Below are 23,341 nucleotides of genomic sequence, written 5' to 3'. Positions count from 1 at the left end.
CCTTAAGGTAGGACGATAAGATGCGGTATCGCGCTCGCTTAGGCACCCAGCAATATGTTTTTGGAACGTTACGGGAAGTTTTGGCGAAAGCTAGCCCCTTGCGCTCAGGCGATTGCTTGGCCGGCGTTGCAGCAGCCAGCGAACAGGAGCGAGTGGCCGCCAGAATGGCGCTAGCCGAGGTTCCATTAAGCAGGTTTCTCGAAGAAGAGCTAATACCTTATGAAAAAGACGAAGTCACTCGGTTGATCTTCGATCAACATGACAAAGCAGCTTTTGCAACGGTTGCTGACATGACGGTCGGAGAATTTCGGGATTGGCTATTGAGCGAAGAAGCGAGCAGCGAGGCGTTAAAAAAACTCCGCATGGGCTTAACACCTGAAATGGTTGCAGCGGTTAGCAAGCTCATGCGCAACCAGGATTTGGTTATCGTCGCCCGCAAATGCGAAGTTGTCACGGCGTTTCGCAACACACTAGGTTTACGAGGGCACATGGCAACCCGTCTTCAACCCAATCACCCGACCGATGATCCATTCGGCATTGCCGCGGTCATTCTCGACGGATTAATACTGGGAGCGGGCGACGCAGTCATTGGAGTCAATCCGGCTTCGGACAGCGTTCCCGACCTTGTCAGATTAAATCACGTTTTAGCCGAAATAATAGAGAAAGGAAAGATTCCTACCCAAACCTGTGTTTTGACGCATATCACCAACACTATGGAGGCCATGCGTCTTGGCGCCCCGGTCGATTTAGTTTTTCAATCGATAGGGGGCACGGAAGACACGAACCGCTCTTTTGGAATTACATTAGCCATTTTAGATGAGGCTTATGAAATGGCGTTAGCCTTACAGCGGGGAGTCGTCGGCAACAATGTGATGTATTTTGAGACTGGACAGGGAAGCGCCTTATCAGCCAGCGCTCATCACGGGGTCGATCAGCAAACATGCGAAGCCAGAGCTTATGCCGTGGCCCGGCGCTATCAACCGTTGCTCGTCAACACCGTTGTTGGTTTTATTGGCCCCGAATATCTATATGATGGCAAGCAAATTACCCGAGCAGGATTAGAAGATCATTTTTGCGGGAAACTTTTAGGGCTGCCCATGGGTTGTGATATTTGCTACACCAATCATGCCGAGGCGGACCAAAATGACATGGATAACTTGCTGGTGCTCCTTGGCGTTGCTGGCATTAATTTTATCATAACCGTCCCCGGGGCCGACGATGTCATGTTAAATTACCAGAGCACTTCATTTCATGATGCCTTGGCTGTTCGAGATCTTCTCGGATTGAGGCGCGCGCCAGAATTTGAAAAGTGGCTTGACGAACAGGGGTGGGTTGATCGGCACGGACGTGTTTTAGGCGCAGAGCGCACGCTGAAAAAACTTTCCTTTTCGTTTTGGCCCGCAATGGAGGCTGCCGGATATGGCTGACAAATTAATAGATTCTCAAATCGTCCCCGACGAAGGCAAAACGCCTCCTTCGCTCAATTGGTCTGATTTACGCCGACTCACGCCGGCCCGTATTGGTTTAAAACGAACCGGGAGCTCGCTTACGACCGCGGAAATTCTACGGTTTGACGCTGCGCATGCACAGGCAAGGGATGCCGTTCACAACCCTCTGGATATCGATTGCCTTCGGCAGGAGTTGGTTTCCAGCGGATGGAATAACATGATCACAGTTCGCTCCCAAGCTCGAGACCGATCGCAATATTTGCTGCGACCTGACCTCGGCCGGCGACTTGACCTCGCCAGCCGACAGCTGTTAGAAGAATATCAGCTTAAATCAGGGCGCGCAGACGTCGTTTTTATATTGGCTGACGGCTTGTCGTCCAGTGGGATCCAACAGCATGCTCCGTCTTTACTGTTCCATATCCGCCAGATGATTGAGCGTGAATTTGTTATAGCCCCCCTTGTTATCGCAACCCAAGCTCGCGTAGCGTTGGGAGATGAAGTTGGCGAAGTTCTTCAAGCACGCATGGCTGTCGTGATCATTGGCGAACGTCCTGGCCTGAGTTCACCCGATAGCATTGGGCTTTATATGACATTTCAGCCTCGCGTCGGCTGCGTCGATGCCCAGAGAAATTGCATTTCAAATATCCGACCTCAGGGCCAACAGCCCAACATCGCCGCGCTGCGGTTTGCTTGGTTGCTTCGAGAAGCGTTTCGGCTGGGCGCAACTGGGGTCACCCTTAAAGATCACAGTGGTTTGCCCCTTATCAGTGGGACTTCTGCGCAGCATTGCTTAGGCGGCACGGCTTCGGCAACCGAGGCCGTGCTTCGGTCGTGATCGGGGCTGCTCCGTTTCAAACGCGCAGCCAACCCCGCTGCACCAGCGCCGCGCGCAGCCGGCGCGCGGTCTGCACCGCCTGCGGCTCGTCGCCGTGCACGCAGACGCTGTCGATTGGCGTCGGCAGCACGCGCCCGCCGCGGGTGATGAGGCCGCCGGCCTGCAGCATCGCCAGCACGTGCGCCACCGCCTCCTCCGGGTCGTGCAGCACGGCGCCCGGCTCGCGGCGGGGCACCAGCTGGCCGTCGTCCTGGTAGGCGCGGTCGGCGAACACCTCGCGCAGCAGCGGCTGGCCCAGTGCGAGCGCCGCGCGCTCCAGCGCCGAGCACGCCGGCGCCAGCAGCGGCAGCGCGGGGTCGTAGGCCCGCACCGCCTGGACCACGGTGCGCGCCAGCGCCTCGTCGGCGCAGGCCATGTTGTTGAGCGCGCCGTGCGGCTTGACGTGCGCCAGCCGCACCCCTTCAGCTTGGCACACGCCGGCCAGCGCGCCGATCTGGACGATCAGCAGCGCCTGCAACTCCTCGGGATCGAGGTCCATGCGCCGGCGGCCGAAGCCCTGCAGGTCCGGAAAGCCCGGATGGGCGCCGATGGCCACGCCGCGCTCGCGCGCCAGCCGCACGGTGCGGCGCATCACCAGCGGGTCGCCGGCGTGAAAGCCGCAGGCGACGTTGGCGCGCCCGACGATGGCCAGCAGCGCCTCGTCGTCGCCCATCGTCCAGGCGCCGAAGCTCTCGCCCAAGTCGGCGTTGAGGTCCACGCAAGGGGTTCGGGGGGTCATCCTCCATCCTCCAGCCCCGCCCACGGGGCGTCGTCGAGCGCAGCGCGCAGCACGCCGCTGATCAGGTTGGCGCCATGCAGCCGCGCCTCGTCCAGGTACCCGGGCGGGCGCCACGCGCGCCGCCGCGCCGCCCACGCGGCCCAAGCCGACTGGCGCGCGTGCAGGGCCGCGCGCGCCTGCTCCAGCGTCACCGCCGCAAAGCGCAGCGGCCGCGCCGCCGGCCAGCGCGCCAGCCGGCCCAGGTCGGCTTGGATGACGGTGGCGATCTTCGGGTAGCCGCCCACGGTCTGCGCGTCGGCCAGCAGCACGATCGGCTGGCCGCTGGCCGGCACCTGGATCGCGCCGGGCGCCACGCCGTCGGAGACGATGTCGGCATGCGCCGGGGTCAGGTGCTCAAGCGGCGGGCCCGCGAGCCGCATGCCCATGCGGTCGCGCTCGGGCGTGAGGCGCCAGTCGGCCTGCAGCAGCAACGTCCGCGCCGCCGGGGTGAAGTGGTCGTCCTGCGGGCCCCAGAGCACGCGGATCGGGCCGTCGTCGTCCGGCAAGGGGTCGGCGCGGCACTCGACGCCGCGGTCGGCGTCCGCCGCGGCGCACGGCAGCCGGTCGCCGCTGCGCAGCATCCGGCCCTGCAACCCGCCCATCGCGGTGCGCTCGTGGGTGGCGCGGCTGCCCAGCACCGGCGGCACGTCGAGGCCGCCGGCCACCGCCACGTAGGCCAGCCCCTGCACCGCGCCCAGGCGCAGCGCGTCGCCGGGCTGCAGCGTCACGCTGCACCAGCCGGGCAGCGGCTGCCGCGCGCCGGCGGCGCGCTCCACCGTGGCCGGCACGTCCCCCACCACCGCCACGCGCACGGCGGCCCCCCCAGCGCGCAGGCGCGGTCCCAGCAGGCGCAGCTCCAGCAGCGCCGCCTCGGGCGGGTTGTCCAGCAGCGCGTGGGCGGCGCGCGCCCACCACGGATCCAGCGCCCCGGCCAGCGCCACGCCCCAGTGGCGCCGTCCGCGGCGGCCCAGGTCCTGCACCGTGGCGCCGACGCCGCCGTCAAGCACCTCGAGCACCGCGCTCACGCGGCGGCCTCCGCGGGCGCGCCGCACCAGGCGGCCACGTTCAGCGCCCCGCGCTGCGCGGCCTGCCGCAGCCGTTCGTATTCGGCGGCGTCGATGGCGCGCCAGCGCACCACGTCGCCGCTGGCCAGCAGCGCCGGCGGGTCACGGCGCAGGTCCCACAACGGCACCGGCGTGCGGCCCACCAGGTGCCAGCCGCCGGGGCTTTCCCACGGGTAGACCGCCGCCATCGCGCCAGCCAGCGCGATCGATCCCGCCGGCACCGCCTTGCGCGGCGTGGGCAGGCGCGGCACCTGCAGCGCCGGCGGCACCCCGCCCATGTACGGAAAGCCCGGCATGAAGCCGATCTGGTAGACGCGCAGCTCCATGCTGAGCAGCTGCTCGACGACCGCGGCGGGGGTGAGCCCCTGCCGCGCCGCCAGCGCTGCCAGGTCCGGCGCCAGCGTCTCCTCGAAGCAGGCCGGCAGCGTCCAGCACCGCCCGCGCGGCGGCGCCGCGCCCGCCTGCTGCGCGAGCAGCAACAGCGCCTGCCCCAACGCCAAGCCATCGCCGGCCAGCGGGTCGTAGTGCACGGTTAGCGAGCGGAAGGTCGGCACCACGTCCTGCACCGCGTCCCACGGCGGCGCGCCGCTGGCACGCGCGGCGCACACCGCGGCCTCCAGCGCCAGCACGCGCGCGTGCAGCGCCGCATCGATCGCCGCGCCGAATTCCACCGTCCAGGCCGCGTCGCCCAGCGGCAGCAGGCGCGGCGCGGGACTCAGCCCGCCATGCGCTGCGGCAGCCACGTCACCAGCTCCGGAAAGACGGTCAGCAGCACCACCGCCAGCACCATGATGACGAACATCGGCGCTGCGTGGCGGGCCAGCTCCGTCACCTGCCGCCCGGTCATGCCCTGCAGCACGAACAGGTTGAAGCCCACCGGCGGCGTGATCTGCGCCATCTCCACCACCACGACGACGAAGATGCCGAACCAGATCAGGTCCAGCCCGGCGGCCTGCACGGTCGGCAGCAGCACGCCCATCGTCAGCACGACGATCGAGATGCCGTCCAGAAAACAGCCCAACACGATGAAAAAGAGCGCCAGAGCGGCGATGAGCTGCCAGGGCTGCAGCCCCAGTGAGCCGATCCACGCCGCCACATGGCGCGGCAGGCCCAAGTAGCCCATCGCCAGCGTCAGGAAGGCCGCGCCGGCCAGGATCAGCGCGATCATGCAGTACATGCGCACCGCACCCAGCAGGCTGTCGCGAAGGGTCGCCCAGGTCAGCGCCCGCTGCGCCGCGGCGATCAGCAGCGCGCCGACCACGCCGACTGCCGCCGCCTCGGTGGCGGTGGCAATCCCGGTGTAGATGGTGCCGAGCACCCCGCCGATCAGCAGCAGCACCGGCAGCAGGTGGCGGCTGGCGCGCAGCTTTTCCGCCAGGCTCAGCCGCTGGTGTTCTGGCGGGATGGCCTGCGGGTGCAGCAGCGACCAGACGATCACGTAGCCCATGAACAGCGCGGCCAGCAGCAGCCCCGGCACGATGCCACCGACGAACAGGCGCGCGATCGACACCTCGGCCGTCACGCCATAGACGATCATGATGATCGACGGCGGGATCAGCAGCCCGAGCGTGCTGGCACCGGCCAGCGTGCCCAGGCTCAGCGCGTCGGGATAGCCGCGGCGCTGCAGTTCGGGCAGGGTCATCTTGCCGACCGTGGCGCAGGTGGCCGCCGACGAGCCCGACACCGCCGCAAACAGCGTGCTGCCCAGGATGTTGGTGTGCAGCAGCCGCCCCGGCAGGCGCTGCAGCCATGGCGCCAGCCCCCGGAACAGATCCTCCGACAGCCGGGTGCGGAACAGGATCTCGCCCATCCAGATGAACAGCGGCAGCGCCGTCAGCGTCCACGACGAGGCCGAGCCCCAGATGGTCAACGCCATCGCGTCGCCGACCGAGCGCTGGGTGAACAGCGCCATGCCGATCCAGGCCACGCCGATCAGCGCCAGGCCGATCCAGACCCCGGCGGCCAACAGCAGCAGCAAGGCGCCGATCAACACCCCGGTAATGAGCAAGTCCATGGCCGTGTCCCCCGCCGCGTCATTCGATGCGTGCGGGCTCGTCGCCCGGCGCAGCGGGCGCGGGCTGGCCGCGCAGGTGTTCGACGAACTGCACCGCCAGCGCCAGCACCAGCAGCACGGTGCCCGCTGCCATGCCGAGCTGCGGAATCCACAGCGGCGTGGCGTCCAGCCCGGTGGAGATGTCGTGGAAGGCGTGGCTCTGCCACACCAGCCGCAGCGAGAACCACGCCAGCCCGCCGGCCAGCGCCAGACCTACCGCGTGCACCGCCAGCTCCAGCGCGCGCCGCGCCGGCACCGGCAGGCGCTGCAACACCAGCATCACGCGGATGTGCTCGCCGCGGCGCAGCGTCGGCGCCAGCGCCAGGAACGCCGCCGCAGCCATGCAGTAGCCGGCATAGGCGTCGGAGCCGGGCAGCGCCAGCGCGGGCCAGAGCCGCCCGGCGATGCCGAGCAGCACCATCGCCAGCGTGCCGATCAGAAAACCCGCCGCCAGCCAAGCGGCGAGGTCGAACAGGCGGTCCAGCGCCTTCATCGCCGGCTCGGGCACGTCGCCGTCACTTGCGGTAGGCGGCCAGCACCGCCGCGCCCTCGGCCCCGGCCTGGCGCGTCCACTCCTCGATCATCGTCTCGCCGATCTTGCGCAGATCGGCCTGCAGCTGCGGCGAGCCCTTGCTCACCGTCATGCCGTTCCTGCGCAGCTGCTCCAGATACCAGGCGGTCTTCTCCTCGCTCTCGCGCCAGCCGCGCGCCTCGGCGTCGGCCGCAGCCTTCAGCAGCGCCTGCTGGGTCGGCTTGTCCAGCGCATCGAAGGCCCGTTTCGACACAAACACTACGTTTTTAGGCAGCCAAGCCGCGACATCATAGAAATATTTGATCTGCTCCCAAACTTTGCTGTCATAGCCGGTGGCGCCGGAGGTCATGAAGGCGCTGACCGCGCCAGTGGCCAGGGCTTGCGTCAACTCGGCAGCTTGAATCGTCACCGGCTGCGCGCCCACCAGCTGCGCAATGCGGCTGGTGTTGGGGTTGTAGGCCCTCCATTTGACGCCTCTAAGATCAGCCACAGACTCAATTGACTTGGCGCTGAAGATGCCCTGCGGCGGCCACGGCACGGCATACAACACTTTCAAGCCTTGCTTGTTCAGCGCTGCTTCGATGGCCGGGCGTGACACCTGCCACAGCTTGCGCGCGTCAGCATAGCTGGTGGCCAGGAACGGGATCGAGTCGACGCCGAACAGCGGGTTCTCGTTGGAGAAGTTGGAGATCAGCACCTCGCCGATCTGCGCCTGGCCGCTCTGCACGGCGCGCTTGATCTCCGGCGCCTTGAACAGCGAGCCGTTCTCGTGCACGGTGATCGAGAGCTTGCCGCCGCTGGCGCGCTCGACGTCCTTGGCGAACATCAGGATGTTGGCGGTATGGAAGTTGCCGGCCGGGTAGGCGGTGGGCATGTCCCACTTGACGCTCTGGGCGGCGGCGGTGGCGTGGGCCAGCGCGAGCGTCGCGGCGGCGGCGAAGGAGGCAAGGGTGGCGCGCATGGTTTGCTTCTCCTGTCGTAGAGGGGTAACCCAAGGTCTGGCAGTAACCTTCTTGAACTTTCTCAAGAGGGAGCACAATAAAATCATCAAACGTTGTGTAGAAAACATAAACGTTTTCTTGACGAAGCGAGACTAGGGATATCCCTAAAGCTGGCGCTGATCAAGCCCAACAGGCTAGGATTCGCTCTCATGACGCCTAGCGCCGCTGCCATGAAACCTTCTGCCTCTTTGTCATCCAACGAGGAGTCTCCAGCGCCGGATCGGCCCATCGTATCGTCGGCTCACTTGATTTCAGAGAAGTCACCCGAACTATCGGAATTTGAGTTCGGTCTGATCATCGCGGCGCATGCGTTTCAGCGCTGGCTAATTCGCTGCATGGGCGCCGCCGGCGTCAAGGACATGACGCCTACCGACGTGCTGGTGCTGCACCACATCAACCATCGCCGCACCCCGAAGCGCCTGGCGGATATCGCCTTTGTGCTCAACATCGAGGACGCGCACGTGGTGTCCTATTCGGTGCGTAAGCTACAGGGCATGGGGCTGGTGGCTGGCACCAAGCGCGGCAAAGAAGTGTTCTACGCCACCACCGATGCCGGCCACGCGCTTTGCCTGCGCTACCGCGCGGTACGCGAGGCGTGTCTGATGCCGGGCTTTTCCGGCGCACCGGAGGAAAACCGCCGCCTGGCGGAGGTGGCGCGCACGCTGCGCCAGCTCAGCGGCCGCTACGACCAGGCGGCGCGAGCGGCCACTGCTTATGGGTAAGGCCGCGGATGCTTGTCACCCGGACGTGCCGCACGCAGCTTGGGGTGTTAGGCCGACTGCCGATGCGTCAGCCCGCCTGTTTTCCACCCGCGCCCATGCCCGCTCGTGGAAGAAATAGGCCACCGCCTGCACGGTCGGCTCCAGCAGGCTCAGCGTCAGCGCGGCCAGCCAGCTGCCGGTGACGGCGTAGGCCACCGCCATCGCCACCGTAATGTGCATCACGTAGTAAGTGGCGGTTTTCATCAAGGCGAGGCGGTGGGTTTGGGCGATTCGGCGTAGGCGGGCCATGTCGGGCTCCTTCACAAAAGGGTCTGGCTTCTGAGCCCTTAAGGTAGCAGCAGACACCTGTAAATGCAATCGATTCTCTTTATCCGATAGATTGAGTCTGAGCGTTAACCTCCGTCGCTGCGGCGCAAGCCCCGCCATGCCAGCGACAACTGCCGTCTGCATCCAAAGCTGGATGGGCGTGGCCTTGGCAGCCTACACGGCACAGCACGCGGGCCGCCTGCTCTGGCGCTTGGGGTGACGCCAGGGTCTGAACCATGCGTGCGGTGGCGGTCGAGGTCCAACTGAGCGCGACCGGCAGACCCCACAGCAGCGCGGTGCGCACCGCCAGCAAGCGCCCGCGCAAGCGAATCACGTCACGCTCCAGAGCTTGACACTGCTGCTGCCACAGCCGCAATCCGTGCTCGGCATGACGCTGTGCGCGCGCCCATTGACGGCACAGCACCAGGTATTCCTCCGTTAAGGCCGTCATCGCTCTACCCTTGGGTTCAGCCGCGCTTCAATGCAAGCGGCTGTGGGCCGGGCCGGATGCGGGGTCGCTATCTTCGGCCTGCGTGGCGAAGGCTGCCGCGTGCGCGCGCTCCCGCCACGCCGCCGACAAACGCTCCAGCACCGCCGCCATCGGCTCCGACAGGGCCGGATGATTGGCCAGCCGATGCAAGTTGAGCGCCAGCTTGTGCGCGGCGTAGGGACAGGGCGGGCGCTGGGCGTCACGGGTGGCCAAGTGGTGCATCAGCGCCAAGGTGCCCGCCAACAAAGGCTCCAGGGGCGTCAAGCGGTGAAAGGTGGTCATGGATCAAGCTCCTCAACGAAGTTGTCAACTCAAGCTGGCTGACCGAGACGCGGACGGGCCTGGACACGCACGTGCCTCTTATCAAACTATAACGATAATCATTCGTGTTTGCAATCATGAATGAGCCCCTAGGTGGTTCTGAACTTGACAAGCAAGGGGTAAAAAGCCGCGTGGTGTCGCTTCGCCCCGCTAAAGACAGAGGCGAGCGCCCCCTACGGCACACGCCAAACCCTAGCCCTCGCAGGGCCAGCGCCCAGCTAGGGCTACGTGACCACGAAGGCTGGACACAGCGGCAAAGTCGATTCAGCCCCAGCCGAGCGCCACGGCGAGGTGATACACGGCGTAGCAGGCGAGCCACGCCAAGCCAAACAGATACAGCGCCATCACGCCGACCCATTTCCAGCTGCCGGTTTCGCGGCGCACCGCAGCCAAGGTCGAAAGACACTGCGGGGCAAAGATAAACCACGTCAGCAACGACAGCCCCGTGGCCAGGCTCCAGTTTTCGGCGATCAGCGGCGTGAGGGCTTGCGCGGTGTCGTCGCCGCTGGCCGACAGGGCATACACCGTGGCGAGCGCCGAAATCGCCACCTCGCGTGCGGCCATGCTCGGCACCAGGGCGATGCTGATCTGCCAGTTGAACCCAATCGGCTCCAGCACCACCGCCAGCAAGCGGCCCAGCGTGCCGGCCAGGCTGGTTTCGATCGCTGGGGCACTGCTGCCCGGCGGCGGCGCCGGAAAACTGGCCAGGAACCACATCAGCACGGTCAGCGCCAGGATGACGCTGCCGACACGCTTTAAAAAGATCTCCGCGCGCTGCCAAAGGCCGATGGCGATGTTGCGCAGTGCTGGCCAGTGGTAGGCGGGCAGCTCCATCATCAGTGGCCGCGGCAGATGACGGTCGGTCACCCGCTTGACCAGCCAAGCCACGGCCATCGCGCTGGCAATCCCCGCCAGATACAGGCCAAACAGCACCAGCCCCCGCAAGTCGAACAGGCCGGCCACCGTGCGCTCGGGGATGAAGGCGCCAATCAACAGCGCATAGACGGGCAGCCGCGCCGAGCAGGTCATCAACGGCGCAATCATGATGGTCAGCAGCCGATCGCGCGGGTTGGCGATGGTGCGCGTGGCCATGATGCCCGGCACCGCGCACGCAAACGACGACAGCAGCGGGATGAACGAGCGGCCCGACAGCCCCACGCTGGCCATGAAGCGGTCGAGCAAAAAGGCTGCGCGCGGCAGGTAGCCCGACTCCTCCAGCACCAGGATAAAAAAGAACAGAATCAGGATCTGCGGCAAAAACACCAACACCGCACCGACCCCGGCGATGACGCCCTCCACCAACAGGCTGGTCAGCCACCCCGCCGGCAGCGCGTCGGTGGCCGCCTCGCCAAGCCACGCCATGGCCGATTCGATCCACTCCATCGGCGCTTCGGCCCAGGCGAACACCGCCTGAAACATGAGGAACAGCACCAGTGCCAACAGCGCCAGCCCCCACACCGGGTGCAGCACCACGCGGTCGATGCGATCCGAGCGCGTCGGCGGCAGGTGCCGATCCAAACCCAGTGTGGACAGAATGCGCTGCACGGCGTCGTGGTCGGCCTCGAGCGTGGCGAATGTTTCAGCCTGCGGCGCGGCGGCGGCGCCCCATTCGTCCACCGGCGCTTGCAGCCACGCGCGCAGCGCCTGCGTGCCGTCCTTGCGCACCGCCACCGTCGGCACCACCGGCACCCCCAGTTCCGCGGCCAGCCGCGGCACATCGATGGCGATGCCGCGGCGCTCGGCCAAATCCACCATGTTGAGCGCCACCACGCAGGGGATGCCCAGCCGCTTGACCGCCAACACCAGCCGCAGGTTGCGGCGCAGGTTGGTGGCATCCACCACGCAGATCACGCGGTCGGGCCGCCGCTCACCGCGGGCCTGGCCGCGCAGCACCTCCACCGTGACCCGCTCATCCGGCGAGCGCGGGCTGAGGCTGTAGATGCCGGGCAGATCCAAGATGCGCAGCTTGCGGCCATCGGCGGCGACGAACAGCCCTTCCTTGCGCTCCACCGTCACCCCGGCGTAGTTGGCCACTTTCTGCCGGCTGCCGGTCAAGGCGTTGAACAGCGCCGTCTTGCCGCAGTTGGGCGTGCCCACCAGCGCCACCAGCGGCTCGCCACGGTGGAAATGGATCGGCTGTGCCGTGCCTTGGGCGGGCCGCGCGTGACAGGTCAGGCTCATGCCGAAGCGCTCGCGGCGACCACTTCAACGCACGCCGCCTCGGCGCGGCGCAGGGCGTAGGTGCTCGCTCCCACCCGCACCACCACGGGATCGCCGCCGGGGGCGCGCGCCATCAGCATGACCGGCTCACCCGGCAAAAAACCAAGCTCCGCCAGTTGCTGCGCCCAATGCGGCGCCGGCTGCGGCGCGTGCACCGCCGCGACGCGGTAGGGCTGAGCTTGAGGGCATTGATCAAGCGTGGCGCGCTGCATCGATTCACCTCCATCGGCAACGGGCAGGCAGGGGGCACATGCGGACAGCCAACCAGCGGCCTCGGCGCGGCTTGAAGCCCAAACCCGTGGTTGGCATTGTAACGAAACTCAATGAGAATGAGTTGTGTTTGTTATGTTAGAGACGCGCACCTGGCGCCCGTTGACCGCGAGCGGCTCGGTGACCTCGCGGAAGTTGGCGCTCATGCCCACCGACATCTGCAGCGGGAAGTCCGCCTTCAGCAGCGCGGCGATCTGGCGGCCCGCATCGGTGGCGTCGATCACCTCGCCCTCGATGCGCAGGCCGGTCGTGCCATCGGGCTGGCGAAAGCGATAGATGCGGCCCTTGCCGGCAATGGCATCGACGCTGGCCTGGTGGTCCACCAGCACCGGAAGCTCGTCGCCGTCGGCGTTCTTGAGGCCCGCGAGATCGATCACCACGTCGCCGTGCCAGCCGTAGGCCGGCACCACGCCGCCGGAGTAGGCGATGCCCTCGAAGCGCAGCGGCCCGCCCTCGGCCCGCTCGGCAGGCCGCACGGCAAACGTCAGGGTGTGCAGTCGCGATGCATCCATGCCAGCCGATGGTGGCGGGCGGATGCGGTCAGGTCAGGATGAACAGGTTCGCCGGGTGAGCGGCTGCATGAGCTCAGACACCTTTGGCACTCCTTCGACGAAGGAGCAAGGCCATGCAGGTTCATCGCATCGGATACGGCATCCGGGGCTTTGACCGGGTAGCGCACTTGGGGCATCTTGGGGAGATGACCCCCAAGGATGCCCAACAAAGGCTGCGTATCCTGCATTTCTGGGATCGGCACGGGCTGGCGGCCACCATCGATGCCTTTGGCGTGTCCGAGCGCACGCTGTATCGCTGGTGCCAAAGGCTGCACCAGGCCGGCGGCAACCCCGCAGCGCTAGCGGCCAAGTCCTGCCGGCCCCATCAGGTGCGCCAGAGCCACCATGATCCGCGCCTGGTGCACAGAATCCGCCATCTGCGCAGGCTCTACCCCAATCTCGGCTTGGGCCTTGCCTGCACGCGTTGCTTGAGCCCTGGCGCCGCCAGCATGGCCTGCAGCTGCCTTCGGTCTCCACCATCGGGCGCATCATCGCCTCAGCCGCCGATAAGATGCGCCATGCGCCAGCGCGCATCGACCGCCGCGGCCGCCCCAAGCCCGTGCGCCGCCAGCGCAAATCGCGCAAGCCCCGCGGGGCGCGCCCCGCGCCGCTGCAGTGCCTGGCGGTGGACACCGTCGAGCGCGTGCACGATGGCCTGCGCCGCTCTATCCTGACTTGCATCGATCCAGCCAGCGCCTTCGGCCTGGCCGTGGCCTTGCCCAGCAAGGCCGCCTGCCACACCGAGGCGGCCATGGCCGCCATCCTGTCGCTGCTGCCCGCCAAACCCAAGGTGGTGCTGTCAGACAACGGCTCCGAGTTCGAAGCCGGCTTTGCCAAGCTGCTCAAGCAGCATGGCATCCAGCGCTGCTACACCTACCCCAACTCCCCCAAGATGAAGGCGCACGTCGAGCGCTTCAACCGCACCGTGCAGGAGTCCTTCGTCGACGACCACGAGGACCTGCTCTTGACGGATTTGGCCCTCTTCAACCAGAAACTGGCCAACTGGCTCGTCTTCTACAACGCCCAGCGTCCACACCATCGCCTCGGACAGAGGCCCCCACTATCATGCCTGCTCCAACACCACCCCGAGTGCCAAAGGTGGTGGACTCATACAATGCGCCGGACTCGTTCACGCTGGCGGCTGGCGGACAGGAGCGCGAAGCCAACGCGTTTGCCGCCGCCATCCTGATGCCGGCCGATGCGCTGCGCTTCGTCATGCAGGAGGGCTTGGCCGAGACGCTGGAGGGGCTTGCCCGCATGTTCGACGTCTCGCAGGCGGCGATGCATTGGCGTGTGCATAAGCTTGGGCTCTTCTCGGCACTATGACCGATGGCCGGCGCGCGCGGTTGAGGGCGAGCAGGCGCGCAAGGATTTCCTCGTCGGGCATGGCGGGGGTGTAGTCGGCCCAGCCGTAGGCGGCGGCCACCGCCGCATCGAGCGCTTCGTGCGCCTGCGCCAGCCACGCCGGGCGCTGGTTGTAGAGGTGGGTGAGCGTGCGGGCTTTGAGCTGCGCCTCAAAGCCGGGCCTCGGCACGGGCCGGGACGGAAAGCCGGCGGCCTCCTCCTCGGGCGTGCGCTGCCACTGCACCCACTCGGGCGGGTTGAGCCACGCTTCGCGCAGGGTGTGGAGCCGATGCGCGGCGCGGGCGATGGCCTCGGCGCCGGGGCGCGCCTCGGGCGGAAGATCAGCCGGGATGCGCGCGCCGTCCGCGAGCGTTTCGGTTTGCTGGTGCGCGGTGTCGGCAGGCGTCAAGCCCGGCGGGAAGGGGAAGGTCTCGAAGGTGGTGGTGGGGGTGTAGCGGGGCCGATCCTCAAGCGACGTGCCCAGCCGCAGCGACCAGAGTTCGTGAAAGCGGCTGTGCAGGATGCCGAAGGTGGCGTCGTCGGCGCGGGCGATGGCGACGACAGCGTCAGATGGCCAGCATACCGACGGAAACCACACAAAAGTGCGGTGTTTGGCAACACGTGTTGTCGCGATGTAACGCGGCAGGCTTGCGGTTGCGGCGCGCCAGTCCGTGCCAAGCCGACCGTGCAGCCACCAACGGCTACGGCGTGAGGCGTCGCGGTTGTTGTCCCGCATCGGCTTGACGTGCTGGCGCACGTATTCGAACGGCAGTTCGTAGAGGCTTGCGTCGGCTTCGCTCATCGCGGCGAAGTCCACCACCCAAAGGCCGCGGCTGCGCGCGGTGATGTCCTTGCCATTGGTCAGCGGCCGCAGCACGTCGCTGTTGGGTCGTCCGTGCGGGTTGGGGGCTGCCAGCCAGGCGCGCGCCACGTCGCCCTCAATCTCAAACGGCCCGACCAGCACCGGCCCCTGAAAGGCCACACCCTTGTTTTCCGCCAGCGGCACCGCCCGCGTCAGGTCCAGCCCCGCCTCTTGCCCCTGCGCCGCCGTGAGGTCGGCATGAATCGCCGCCACCTCCCGCCCATCCAGCCGCGCGGGCCCGTCGTGGCGGCCAAAGCACACCAGCGACACCCGCACCGCCGCGCCGTCGTTGAACCAGGGCTCGTCGCTCCAGGCCTCGAAGATCGTCAGAGCAGCTTGACCAGCGCCGCGATCACCGCCGCCTGGGCGACCAGCGCCCCCGTCATCCACTTGATGAGGTCGGTTTTCAGCTCGGCCAGCCGGATGTCCAGATAGTCGCGGGTCACCATGCCCTCCTGCGAGCGGACGATGGCGCGCACCACCGCCTCGGCCTGCTCCGGCGGCAGCCCCGCTTCCTTCAGGATGCGGGTCAGCTCCAGGGTGTCGAAGGTCACCGTAGTGATCGCCAGGATTGTTGGATCGGGCCTTGGCGCTGTCAAGGATACGATCCAAGACCCGCCGGTTGGCCCCGCCGCGGATGGAGTTGGTGGCCACCAGCCCCGCGCGGCTCGCCCGCCCAGCCTCGATGGCCGCGCGCGCCTTCTCGAACCAGTAGGTGACGAGGTCCGCCCCGCCCGGCACGCGGCCCGCGTAAGTCTGGCGCAGCCGCTCGGTGTAGGCGTCGCCCAGTTCCGCGCGCATCTTCTTGTCGCCCAGAAACGGCGGGTTGCCGAGGATGACGTGGGCCTCGGGCCACTCGGCTTCGCCGCCGTCGGGGGCCAGCAGCGCGTCGCGGCATTCGATGTGATCGAGCCGCGCCAGAATGGGGTCGCGGCGGATCGGGTAGCCGTGCTTCATCATCCACTGGATTTCGCCGATCCACACCGTGACGCGCGCCAGCTCCGCGGCGTAGGGGTTGAGTTCGATGCCGAGCACGTTGGCGGGGCTCGTCTCGATGCCGAGCTGGCGCTCAAGGCCCAGCGCCTCGGCGTCCAGGTTGGCGCGGTGCTCCAGGTCTTTGAGCGCGCGCAGCGCCAGATACAGGAAGTTGCCCGAGCCGCAGGCCGGATCGAGCACGCGAAAGTTTTTCAGCCGCTCCAGATAGCCGAGGAAGGCCGCCTGCGCGGCCTGGCGGGCGGTGTGCGAGCCCCTGCCGCCGGCGGCGTAGCGGGCCATCTCCCGCTCGATGACGGCGCGGGCGGCGGCCCATTCGCGGGAAAGCGGCTGCACGATCAGCGGGTCGATGAGCTTGGCAATCGTGGCCGGGTCGGTGTAGTGCGCGCCGAGCTGGCTGCGCTTGGCCGGGTCCAGCCCGCGCTCAAACAGCGTGCCAAAGATCGAGGGCTCGATCTGCGACCAGTCCATGCGCGCGGCCTCGCGCAGGATGGCCGCATCCTCGGCGGAAAGCGGCAGCGGGGCAATCGTCTCGAACAGCCCGCCGTTGAACCAGGCGATGTCTTCCAGCAGGAAGTCGCCGCCCAAGCGCATGGCGGCAAAGAGCTCGGCCAGGCGCGGCGCAAGCTTGTCCGGCGCGGCGGCGCTTTTGTCGAGGATGCGCTCAAAAAGCCGCGCGGGCAAAAGCCCCGCGTCTTCGGCAAAGAGGCAGAAGAGGCACTGGATGAGGAAGTGCGCCACCGCCTGTGGGTCGTGGCCGCGCGCGGTGAGCCGCTGCGCCAGCTCGGCAAAGCGCGCGGCGGCGGAGGCGGTGACGTCCTGCGTGGTGCGGCTGGGGCGAAAGCGCTCGGGCTCCGTCCAGGCCCAGCGCAGGCGCTGGCGCTGCCGCGCATCGAGCAGGTCGTGTAGCTCGAAGACGTGGCATTCGCTGGGCGTGCCGGTGAAGTGGGTGTGGATTTCGATGCGCTGGCGGTCGCTGACGATGAGCAGCGGCGGGTTGTCCAGCGCCAGCGCGTAGGTCATGAGCTGGCGCAGCGCGGCGGCGAGATCGCGCCCAGGCGCCTTGTATTCCCAGGCAAAGCAGCCGCGCTTCCACACATCGGCCCAGCCGCTTGCGCCGCCGGTTTTCTTCAGGCCCCGCTCGAAGCAGCAGGCGTCGGGGTCGGCGGGCTCGGGCACGTCCAGCAGCCGGCACAGGTCGATGAAATGCGCCTGCGCGCCGGCGCGCTCCGAGAGGCCGTCGGCTGCGCCGCCGGCGAACCATTTGGCGATGAAGGCCTGCGGGGTCATGGCGCAAGGGTAGCATCGCGGGCCGGGGCTTTCTTGTCGGCCTGCGGGCTTGGGTGCAATCGCAAGGGCGGGATGACGATGCAGGTCCTAGGTGTGTATGGTGTTGATCGTTCGGGCTTTGGTGGATACAATCCACACCGTGAACAGCCGGGAACTCATCAGGCTGCTCGAGGCGCACGGCTGGACGCTGCGCGCCGTCAAGGGCAGTCACCCCATCTTTCGGCATGCGGATCGACCCGGCCACCTCAGCGTCCCGCATCCGAAGAAGGACCTCGGCGCAGGGCTTGTGCACAAGCTGCTCAAGCAAGCCGGCATACCTGACCGAAGGAGCTGAACCATGAAATTCCCCATCGCGCTGGAACCCGGCACCGACACGACGGCATGGGGCGTGGTCGTGCCCGATCTGCCGGGGTGCTTTTCCGCTGGCGATACCGCCGAGCAGGCGTTTGCCAACGCCGTGGAGGCCATCGAGGCCCATCTGGAGCTGCTGGCCGAAGACGGACGCGACATCCCGCTGCCGCGTCCGCTGGATCACTGGCAGGCCGATCCGCAGTTCGCCGGCTGGGTCTGGGGTCTGGTGGAGGTGGACACGTCGCGCTTCGAGGGCAAGGCCGAGAAGATCAACATCACCCTGCCACGCCGGCTGCTGGCGCGTGTGGACGAGTACGCCCGCGCGCACGGCATGACGCGCTCGGGCTTTCTGGCGCAGGCCGCGCAGCGGGCCATGCAGGCAAGCTGAACGAGTCCGCATCACGCCCCAGCGCCGTAGCTGCGCACGATTTCGATGGTGGGCGGCTGGGACGCTTCGTCCAGCCCCCAGGCCCGTGACCTCGCCGAGCCGGCCGTGTCGCCGCCGCGGCGGGCGCGCGACGCTACAATGACTGTCGTAATTTTGTTACCGACTCAGGGTACGCTGCGCGCCCAAATCACCCGAGGAGACCGACCGCCATGCCGCTGCGCGCCACCAAGATCGTCGCCACGCTGGGCCCGGCCAGCGATACGCCCGAACTGCTGGAGGCCATGATCCGCGCCGGCGTGGATGTGGTGCGGCTCAACTTTTCGCACGGCACGGCGGACGACCATCGCCGTCGCGCCGCCGCGGTGCGCGAGGCCGCTGCCCGCGTCGGCAAGGAAGTGGCCGTGATGGCCGACCTGCAGGGGCCCAAGATCCGGGTCGGCAAGTTCGCGCACGGCAAGGTGACGCTGGTGGAAGGCGCCGCCTTCACGCTGGATGCCGCGCGCACCGAGCCGGGCGACGAGCACGCGGTGGGGCTGGATTACAAGGAGCTGCCGCGCGACGTGGCGCCGGGAGACGTGCTGCTGCTCAACGACGGGCTGATCGAGCTGCGCGTCGAGCGCGTGGAGGGCGCGGCGGTGCACACGCGCGTGGTCACGGGCGGCGAGCTGTCCAACCACAAGGGCATCAACAAGCGCGGCGGAGGGCTGACGGCGCCGGCGCTCACGCCCAAGGACATGGCCGACATCGCCACCGCGATGGCGCTGCAGGCCGACTACGTGGCGGTCAGCTTTCCAAAGAACGCCGACGACATGCGGCTGGCGCGCCGGCTGTGCGAGGAGGCCGCGCGCGACGGCCACCGCCCGGGCCTGATCGCCAAGATCGAGCGCGCCGAGGCCATCCCCGAGCTGGAGGCGATCCTGCAGGCCAGCGACGGCATCATGGTGGCGCGCGGCGACCTGGCGGTGGAAGTCGGCAACGCCGCCGTGCCGGCGCTGCAAAAGCGCATGATCCGCCTGGCGCGCGAGCACGACCGGCTGGTCATCACCGCCACGCAGATGATGGAGAGCATGATCCACGCGCCGATCCCGACGCGCGCCGAGGTCAGCGACGTGGCCAACGCCGTGCTGGACGGCACCGACGCGGTGATGCTCAGCGCCGAAACCGCCGCTGGCAAATACCCGCTGCAGACGGTGCAGGAGATGGCGCGCATTTGCCTAGCGGCCGAGCAGGCGTATCACGACGCGCTGGATCATGATTTCATCGGCAAAACGTTCGAGCGCATCGACCAATCGATTGCGCTGGGGGCGCTGTTCATCGCCTCCCATCTACAAGCGCGCGCCATCATCGCGTTGACGGCTTCGGGCTCCACGCCGCTGTGGATGAGCCGCCACACCATCGACATCCCGATTTACGCGATGACGCCCAACCTGGCCACCGCGCGCAAGCTGGCGCTGTTTCGCAACGTGCACGCGGTGCACAGCGTTGGCGGCAGCGCCGACCGCGACACCGCGCTGGAACAGGCGGTGCAGCAGCTCAAGGCGCACGGCGCACTGCAAGCCGGCGACCGCTACGTCATCACCGCCGGTGAGCCGCTGGGCCAGCCGGGCGGCACCAACATGCTCAAAGTCGGCACGGTGGCGTAAAAGCCGGGTCTGCTCTGCGGCCAGCGTCGAACCAGATTGGCTTGGTTAGCGGCATGATGCGCGGTGTGGTTCCCAGCCCCGAAGTGCAACAGCGTCACCGCCGGCAACATCGCCTTTGGGTGGTCGGCTCGCTGGTGCTGTGGGCCGGTGTCACGTTTGGTGTGGCTTACGCTGCGCGGCAGTTGAATGTTGACTTTCTGGGCTGGCCGTTTAGTTTTTGGGTCGGCGCTCAAGGGGCGCTGGGGGTGTATGTGCTGATCATCGCCTTGTATGCGCGGGCGATGAACCGGCTGGATCAAGCTTGGCTGCGCGCTGCTGAGTCTGCACCCAGCCCTATGGACGGCGTCACAGCGGTTGGTTCACCGTCCCAGGCCGTCGATCGGTTAAGCTAGCATGACCTGCAGTTGCCCGCCGGGCTTTCTGGGCCTTGCCTGGCGGTCTTGGGGCCGCCGTGACGCCATGGCGGCTTTTTTCTTGGCCGCCCGGCGTCGAGCGCTACGCTACCATCACGGCCCATGACGCGCGCACTGCACACCTCCCAGTTGACAAGCCTGCCGCTGCTGGGCCGCGGCAAGGTGCGGGACAATTACGCCGTCGGCGACGACCGCATCCTGATGGTGACGACCGACCGCATCAGCGCGTTTGACGTCGTCATGGGCGAGCCGATCCCCGGCAAGGGCGAGCTGCTGACCCGGCTCAGCCTGTTCTGGTTCGACCGGCTGGGGCCCCGAGGCGCCAACCTGTGCCCGATCCACCTGACCGGCGAGGATCCGGAGAGCGTCGTGGCGCCGCAGGAGCGCGAGCAGGTGCGCGGGCGCTCGATGCTGGTCAAGCGCCTGCAGCCAATCCCGGTGGAGGCGGTGGTGCGCGGGTATCTGGCCGGCAGCGGCTGGAAGGAGTATCAGCAGACGCAGGCGGTGTGCGGCGTGCCGCTGCCGCCGGGGCTGCGCAACGCCAGCCGGCTGCCGCGGCCGATCTTCACGCCGGCGGCCAAGGCCGCGGTCGGCGAGCACGACGAGAACATCACGTTCGACGCGATGGCCGCGCGCATCGGCGGCGCGCTGGCCGAGCGCATCCGCGACGTCTCGATCCGGCTCTACGAGGCCGCCAGCGCCTACGCCGCCACGCGCGGCATCCTGATCGCCGACACCAAGTTCGAGTTCGGGCTGGACGCCGACGGCACGCTGACGCTGATGGACGAGGTGCTGACCCCCGACTCGTCGCGCTACTGGCCGGCGGAGTCGTACGCCGAGGGCGCCAACCCGCCGAGCTTCGACAAGCAGTATCTGCGCGATTGGCTGGAGACGGCGCAGGTGGACGGGCGGCCGTGGAACAAGCAGCCCCCGCCGCCGAAGCTGCCGGCGGAGGTGATCGAGCAGACCGCGGCGCGCTACCGCGAGGCGCTGGCGCGGCTGCTCGGCTGATCCGCGGTGCGGCGCGGCAGCCGCAGCACGAAGCAGGCCCCGCCACCGGGGTGATCCTCGCAGTGCACGCCGCCGCCGTGCGCCTGCGCGATCTGGCGCACGAGGCTCAGCCCCAGCCCCACGCCCCCGTCGGCCTCGGCGTGACCCGGCAGGCGGTAAAACGGCTCGAAGATGCGCTCGCGCTCAGCCGCCGGCACCCCGGGGCCGCGGTCGGCCACGCGCAGCTCGACGTGGTCGCCGCCATCGCGCAGCGTGACCTGCGGCGGCTCGCCCGGCGCGTAGCGGCGCGCGTTGTCCAGCAGGTTGCGCAGCGCGCGGCGCAGCAGCCGCGCGTTGCCCGGCACCGGGTCGAGCCGCGGCGGCAGGTCGAGCCGCGCGCCGGCGGCAGCGCCTTCCTCGGCGACGAGGGCGCGCAGATCGAGCGGCTGCATCGGGATGGCGGGCGGCGCGTCGCCAGCCTGCAACCGCGCCGCCAGCAGGATGTCGCCGACCAGCGCATCGAGCTCGGCGACGTTGCGCGCGATCTCGGCTCGGTGGCGCGCCGCCGCCTCGGGCGGGGCGCCGTCCAGCAGCTCCAGCGCGAGCTTGAGCCGCGCCAGCGGCGAGCGCAGCTCGTGCGAGGCGTGCGCCAGCAATTGGCGCTGCGCCTGCACCAGCGCCTCCAGCCGCGCCGCGGCGGCGTTGAACGCGGCGGCCAGCTCCGCCACCTCGTCGCGGCCCTGCACCGGCACGCGCCGGCCCAGCTCGCCGGCGCCGAAGCCCTGCACGCCGGCCCGCAGCGCCTCCAGCCGGCGGCTGAGCGAGCGCATCACTGGGTAGGATGCTACCCCAATCACCAACGCCAGCGTCGCCAACGTCGCCGCCACCCAGGCCAGCCTGCGCGCCAGCGGCGCATCGTCTTCGGTCAGAGGCTCCAGCGCCGGCTCCGCCCAGCCGCCCGCCAAATCGATCCAGACCGCGCGTTCCTGCTCGCTTTGCGCCTGCACGTGGTATTCAAACGCAGCCAGCGCCAGCGCGCCAAACAGCAGCAAGGCCGCCAGCAAAGCCGCGTAGAAACGCAAGTAGAGGCGCTTCATCCCTGATCGGCTTCGGCAGACGGCTCGCGGGATCGCGCCAGCAGATAGCCATGGCCGCGCACGGTCAAAATGCGCCGCGGCTGGCGTGGATCGTCTTCGATGGCGGCTCGGATGCGCGAGATGTGCACGTCGATCGAGCGGTCAAACGCCTCCTGCGGATGGCCTTTGAGGGCGTCCATGATCTGATCGCGCGTCAGCACGCGCCCGGCGTGGCGCGCCAGCAGCGCCAACAGCTGAAACTGGTAAGCGGTCAGCTCGCACCGTTGGCCGCGCACGCGCACTTGGTGCGCGCCTAAATCCAGTTCCAAATCGCCCACGCGCAGATATTCCGGGTTGGCGGCTGCCTGCGCCCGCCGCAGCAGCGCGCGCAGCCGCGCCAGCAGCTCGCGCGCCTCAAACGGCTTGGGCAGGTAATCGTCGGCGCCCAGTTCTAGCCCCACCACGCGGTCAGCCGGCTCGCCGCGCGCCGATAGCATCAGAACCGGCAGCGTGCGCGTGGCGGCCTGCGCGCGCAGCTCACGGCACAAGTCGAGCCCGTCGCCGTCGGGCAGCATCAGATCCAACACCAGCGCCTGGGGCAGCGGCGACGAGCGCAGGCGCTGGCGCGCCGCGGTCAGGCTGGCGGCGGTCTGCACCGGCAAGCCTGCCGCGCCCAGATACTCGGCCAGCATGCCGGCCAAGCGCAGGTCGTCATCGACGAGCAGGATGCAGCTGTCCTTCGGGGCCATGCTCAGGAGGATGGGGTCTGCCGCGGCGCGCTTGGCGCTCGGCCCAGCGCTGGCGTTGCTCGGGCGTCAGCACTTTGGCGACGTCAAGGGTAAAGCGCTGCATGCGCGCGCTGAGGCGATCGTGATGCGCCAGTTCGCGCTGCCGCAACGCCTCCAACGCCGCCTCATCCAGCGTGGGCGCGCCCAGCAACCGGTGGCGCTCTTCGCGCAAGGCGCGACCCTCCTCGCGCAAGGCGCGCAAATCGGCGCTGGCCGCTTGCGCCAGGGCGCGCACTTGCTCGCGCTGCGCGGGCTGCAAATCCAAGCCACGGGTCAAATGTTCGACCATGCGCTCGGCGCGCGCTTCGTCGTTGGGTGCGGGCGGATGCCGCGGGCCATGGTGAGGCGGGCGTCCATCAGGCCCGCCCATGCCCGGCGCCGCCCAGCCCGGCGCGGCGGCAACCGCCAACAGGCCAGCAGCCAACCAAGCAGGCCATGAAGAGATGTGGGAACCTTGCTTGCTCATCGCGCAACACTCCTGTTCGACTCAACGCAAACCGACGCGCCAGGAAGCCCGACGGATCCAGACCTTGCCGTGCGCGCCGGCATGTCTCAGAGTGTGGAGCAAGCATG

Annotated in this window: 26 protein-coding genes and 1 pseudogene; 11 read left to right on the top strand and 16 right to left on the bottom strand. The window is 67.9% G+C overall.

Annotated features, from left to right (window positions below):
- Positions 1-20 precede the first annotated feature (20 nt).
- Both Talka_RS07135 and eutC read left to right on the top strand, forming a co-directional pair.
- Complete coding sequence (locus Talka_RS07135) at positions 21-1,427, top strand: ethanolamine ammonia-lyase subunit EutB (protein WP_143890428.1); 1,407 nt, start codon at positions 21-23, stop codon at positions 1,425-1,427.
- Positions 1,420-2,283 carry an ethanolamine ammonia-lyase subunit EutC gene (eutC, locus tag Talka_RS07130; RefSeq protein WP_143890427.1) on the top strand — a complete coding sequence of 288 codons (864 nt, stop codon included), beginning with the start codon at positions 1,420-1,422 and terminating at the stop codon, positions 2,281-2,283. The genes Talka_RS07135 and eutC overlap by 8 nt, the downstream gene beginning before the upstream one ends.
- Positions 2,284-2,299: 16 nt before the next feature.
- On the opposite strand, the gene Talka_RS07125 is transcribed toward eutC, so the two are convergent.
- The 6 genes from Talka_RS07125 to Talka_RS07100 are packed head-to-tail and all read right to left on the bottom strand — an operon-like array spanning position 2,300 to position 7,710.
- Positions 2,300-3,061: a LamB/YcsF family protein gene (locus Talka_RS07125; protein ID WP_143890426.1), complete on the bottom strand. Its 762-nt coding sequence runs from the start codon at positions 3,059-3,061 to the stop codon at positions 2,300-2,302.
- Positions 3,058-4,125, bottom strand: a complete 1,068-nt coding sequence (locus tag Talka_RS07120; RefSeq protein ID WP_143890425.1) for a 5-oxoprolinase subunit C family protein — start codon at positions 4,123-4,125, stop codon at positions 3,058-3,060. The genes Talka_RS07125 and Talka_RS07120 overlap by 4 nt, the downstream gene beginning before the upstream one ends.
- Positions 4,122-4,907, bottom strand: coding sequence for a 5-oxoprolinase subunit B family protein (locus Talka_RS07115; protein ID WP_221933867.1), 786 nt, complete (start codon positions 4,905-4,907; stop codon positions 4,122-4,124). Before Talka_RS07115 ends, Talka_RS07120 begins: the two co-directional genes overlap by 4 nt.
- On the bottom strand, positions 4,880-6,178 hold the full coding sequence (locus tag Talka_RS07110; RefSeq protein ID WP_143890424.1) for a TRAP transporter large permease: 1,299 nt from the start codon (positions 6,176-6,178) through the stop codon (positions 4,880-4,882). Before Talka_RS07110 ends, Talka_RS07115 begins: the two co-directional genes overlap by 28 nt.
- Positions 6,179-6,197: 19 nt before the next feature.
- Complete coding sequence (locus Talka_RS07105) at positions 6,198-6,710, bottom strand: TRAP transporter small permease (RefSeq protein WP_143890423.1); 513 nt, start codon at positions 6,708-6,710, stop codon at positions 6,198-6,200.
- 22 nt (positions 6,711-6,732) lie between these two features.
- On the bottom strand, positions 6,733-7,710 hold the full coding sequence (locus Talka_RS07100; protein WP_143890422.1) for a TRAP transporter substrate-binding protein: 978 nt from the start codon (positions 7,708-7,710) through the stop codon (positions 6,733-6,735).
- 210 nt (positions 7,711-7,920) lie between these two features.
- Between Talka_RS07100 and Talka_RS07095 the strand changes: the two genes are divergently transcribed.
- Positions 7,921-8,472, top strand: a complete 552-nt coding sequence (locus Talka_RS07095) for a winged helix DNA-binding protein (protein ID WP_143890421.1) — start codon at positions 7,921-7,923, stop codon at positions 8,470-8,472.
- A gap of 15 nt (positions 8,473-8,487) precedes the next feature.
- Here the strand turns inward: Talka_RS07095 and Talka_RS07090 are convergent, their stop codons facing one another.
- From Talka_RS07090 to Talka_RS07065, 6 genes are all read right to left on the bottom strand, one after another.
- Positions 8,488-8,760, bottom strand: a complete 273-nt coding sequence (locus tag Talka_RS07090) for a DUF2061 domain-containing protein (RefSeq protein WP_143890420.1) — start codon at positions 8,758-8,760, stop codon at positions 8,488-8,490.
- A 79-nt stretch (positions 8,761-8,839) separates the two neighbouring features.
- Positions 8,840-9,229, bottom strand: a complete 390-nt coding sequence (locus tag Talka_RS07085; protein ID WP_143890419.1) for a hypothetical protein — start codon at positions 9,227-9,229, stop codon at positions 8,840-8,842.
- 27 nt (positions 9,230-9,256) lie between these two features.
- The gene (locus Talka_RS07080) at positions 9,257-9,550 is read right to left on the bottom strand and encodes a hypothetical protein (protein ID WP_143890418.1); all 294 of its coding nucleotides are present in this window, start codon (positions 9,548-9,550) and stop codon (positions 9,257-9,259) included.
- Between the two features lie 303 nt (positions 9,551-9,853).
- Complete coding sequence (gene feoB / locus Talka_RS07075) at positions 9,854-11,770, bottom strand: ferrous iron transporter B (protein ID WP_143890417.1); 1,917 nt, start codon at positions 11,768-11,770, stop codon at positions 9,854-9,856.
- Positions 11,767-12,021 (bottom strand): FeoA family protein, encoded by a 255-nt coding sequence (locus Talka_RS07070; RefSeq protein ID WP_143890416.1) that lies wholly within the window; start codon positions 12,019-12,021, stop codon positions 11,767-11,769. Before Talka_RS07070 ends, feoB begins: the two co-directional genes overlap by 4 nt.
- Positions 12,022-12,129: 108 nt before the next feature.
- Positions 12,130-12,591: a hypothetical protein gene (locus Talka_RS07065; RefSeq protein WP_143890415.1), complete on the bottom strand. Its 462-nt coding sequence runs from the start codon at positions 12,589-12,591 to the stop codon at positions 12,130-12,132.
- A gap of 113 nt (positions 12,592-12,704) precedes the next feature.
- Here Talka_RS07065 and Talka_RS12300 point away from each other — a divergent pair.
- The 3 genes and pseudogenes from Talka_RS12300 to Talka_RS12295 form a co-directional block, all read left to right on the top strand.
- Positions 12,705-12,932 (top strand): annotated as a pseudogene (locus Talka_RS12300) (helix-turn-helix domain-containing protein); the annotation flags it as partial.
- Positions 12,933-13,054: 122 nt separating this feature from the next.
- Positions 13,055-13,819, top strand: a complete 765-nt coding sequence (locus Talka_RS11985) for an integrase core domain-containing protein (protein WP_246100612.1) — start codon at positions 13,055-13,057, stop codon at positions 13,817-13,819.
- Positions 13,720-13,956 carry an ImmA/IrrE family metallo-endopeptidase gene (locus Talka_RS12295; protein ID WP_425472645.1) on the top strand — a complete coding sequence of 79 codons (237 nt, stop codon included), beginning with the start codon at positions 13,720-13,722 and terminating at the stop codon, positions 13,954-13,956. Before Talka_RS11985 ends, Talka_RS12295 begins: the two co-directional genes overlap by 100 nt.
- On the opposite strand, the gene Talka_RS07050 is transcribed toward Talka_RS12295, so the two are convergent.
- The gene (locus Talka_RS07050) at positions 13,844-17,119 is read right to left on the bottom strand and encodes a class I SAM-dependent DNA methyltransferase (protein WP_143890413.1); all 3,276 of its coding nucleotides are present in this window, start codon (positions 17,117-17,119) and stop codon (positions 13,844-13,846) included. The two genes, Talka_RS12295 and Talka_RS07050, sit on opposite strands and share 113 nt — an antisense overlap.
- A 139-nt stretch (positions 17,120-17,258) precedes the next feature.
- On the opposite strand from Talka_RS07050, the gene Talka_RS07045 reads away from it, so the two are divergent.
- From Talka_RS07045 to Talka_RS07025, 5 genes are all read left to right on the top strand, one after another.
- Positions 17,259-17,453 (top strand): type II toxin-antitoxin system HicA family toxin, encoded by a 195-nt coding sequence (locus tag Talka_RS07045; protein WP_143890477.1) that lies wholly within the window; start codon positions 17,259-17,261, stop codon positions 17,451-17,453.
- Positions 17,454-17,456: 3 nt separating this feature from the next.
- On the top strand, positions 17,457-17,858 hold the full coding sequence (locus tag Talka_RS07040) for a type II toxin-antitoxin system HicB family antitoxin (protein WP_143890412.1): 402 nt from the start codon (positions 17,457-17,459) through the stop codon (positions 17,856-17,858).
- Positions 17,859-18,067: 209 nt separating this feature from the next.
- Entirely contained in the window at positions 18,068-19,501 is a 1,434-nt protein-coding gene (gene pyk, locus Talka_RS07035) for a pyruvate kinase (protein WP_143890411.1), read from the top strand.
- A gap of 56 nt (positions 19,502-19,557) precedes the next feature.
- Positions 19,558-19,893 carry a DUF4212 domain-containing protein gene (locus tag Talka_RS07030; RefSeq protein WP_143890410.1) on the top strand — a complete coding sequence of 112 codons (336 nt, stop codon included), beginning with the start codon at positions 19,558-19,560 and terminating at the stop codon, positions 19,891-19,893.
- Between the two features lie 123 nt (positions 19,894-20,016).
- Complete coding sequence (locus Talka_RS07025) at positions 20,017-20,925, top strand: phosphoribosylaminoimidazolesuccinocarboxamide synthase (RefSeq protein WP_143890409.1); 909 nt, start codon at positions 20,017-20,019, stop codon at positions 20,923-20,925.
- Here Talka_RS07025 and Talka_RS07020 read toward each other — a convergent pair.
- From Talka_RS07020 to Talka_RS07010, 3 genes are read right to left on the bottom strand one after another with little or no spacing between them, the layout of a single operon-like run.
- Complete coding sequence (locus Talka_RS07020) at positions 20,892-22,001, bottom strand: sensor histidine kinase (protein WP_143890408.1); 1,110 nt, start codon at positions 21,999-22,001, stop codon at positions 20,892-20,894. The genes Talka_RS07025 and Talka_RS07020 overlap by 34 nt on opposite strands.
- The gene (locus tag Talka_RS07015) at positions 21,998-22,729 is read right to left on the bottom strand and encodes a response regulator transcription factor (protein ID WP_143890407.1); all 732 of its coding nucleotides are present in this window, start codon (positions 22,727-22,729) and stop codon (positions 21,998-22,000) included. Before Talka_RS07015 ends, Talka_RS07020 begins: the two co-directional genes overlap by 4 nt.
- Entirely contained in the window at positions 22,692-23,234 is a 543-nt protein-coding gene (locus Talka_RS07010) for a Spy/CpxP family protein refolding chaperone (protein ID WP_143890406.1), read from the bottom strand. The genes Talka_RS07015 and Talka_RS07010 overlap by 38 nt, the downstream gene beginning before the upstream one ends.
- Between the last annotated feature and the right edge of the window lie 107 nt (positions 23,235-23,341).

The sequence above is a fragment of the Tepidimonas alkaliphilus genome (assembly GCF_007556595.1).
Taxonomy (GTDB): domain Bacteria; phylum Pseudomonadota; class Gammaproteobacteria; order Burkholderiales; family Burkholderiaceae_C; genus Tepidimonas; species Tepidimonas alkaliphila.
The sequence above is the reverse complement of the archived record's forward strand: the minus strand, read 5'-3'. Positions and strand labels throughout refer to the sequence as shown.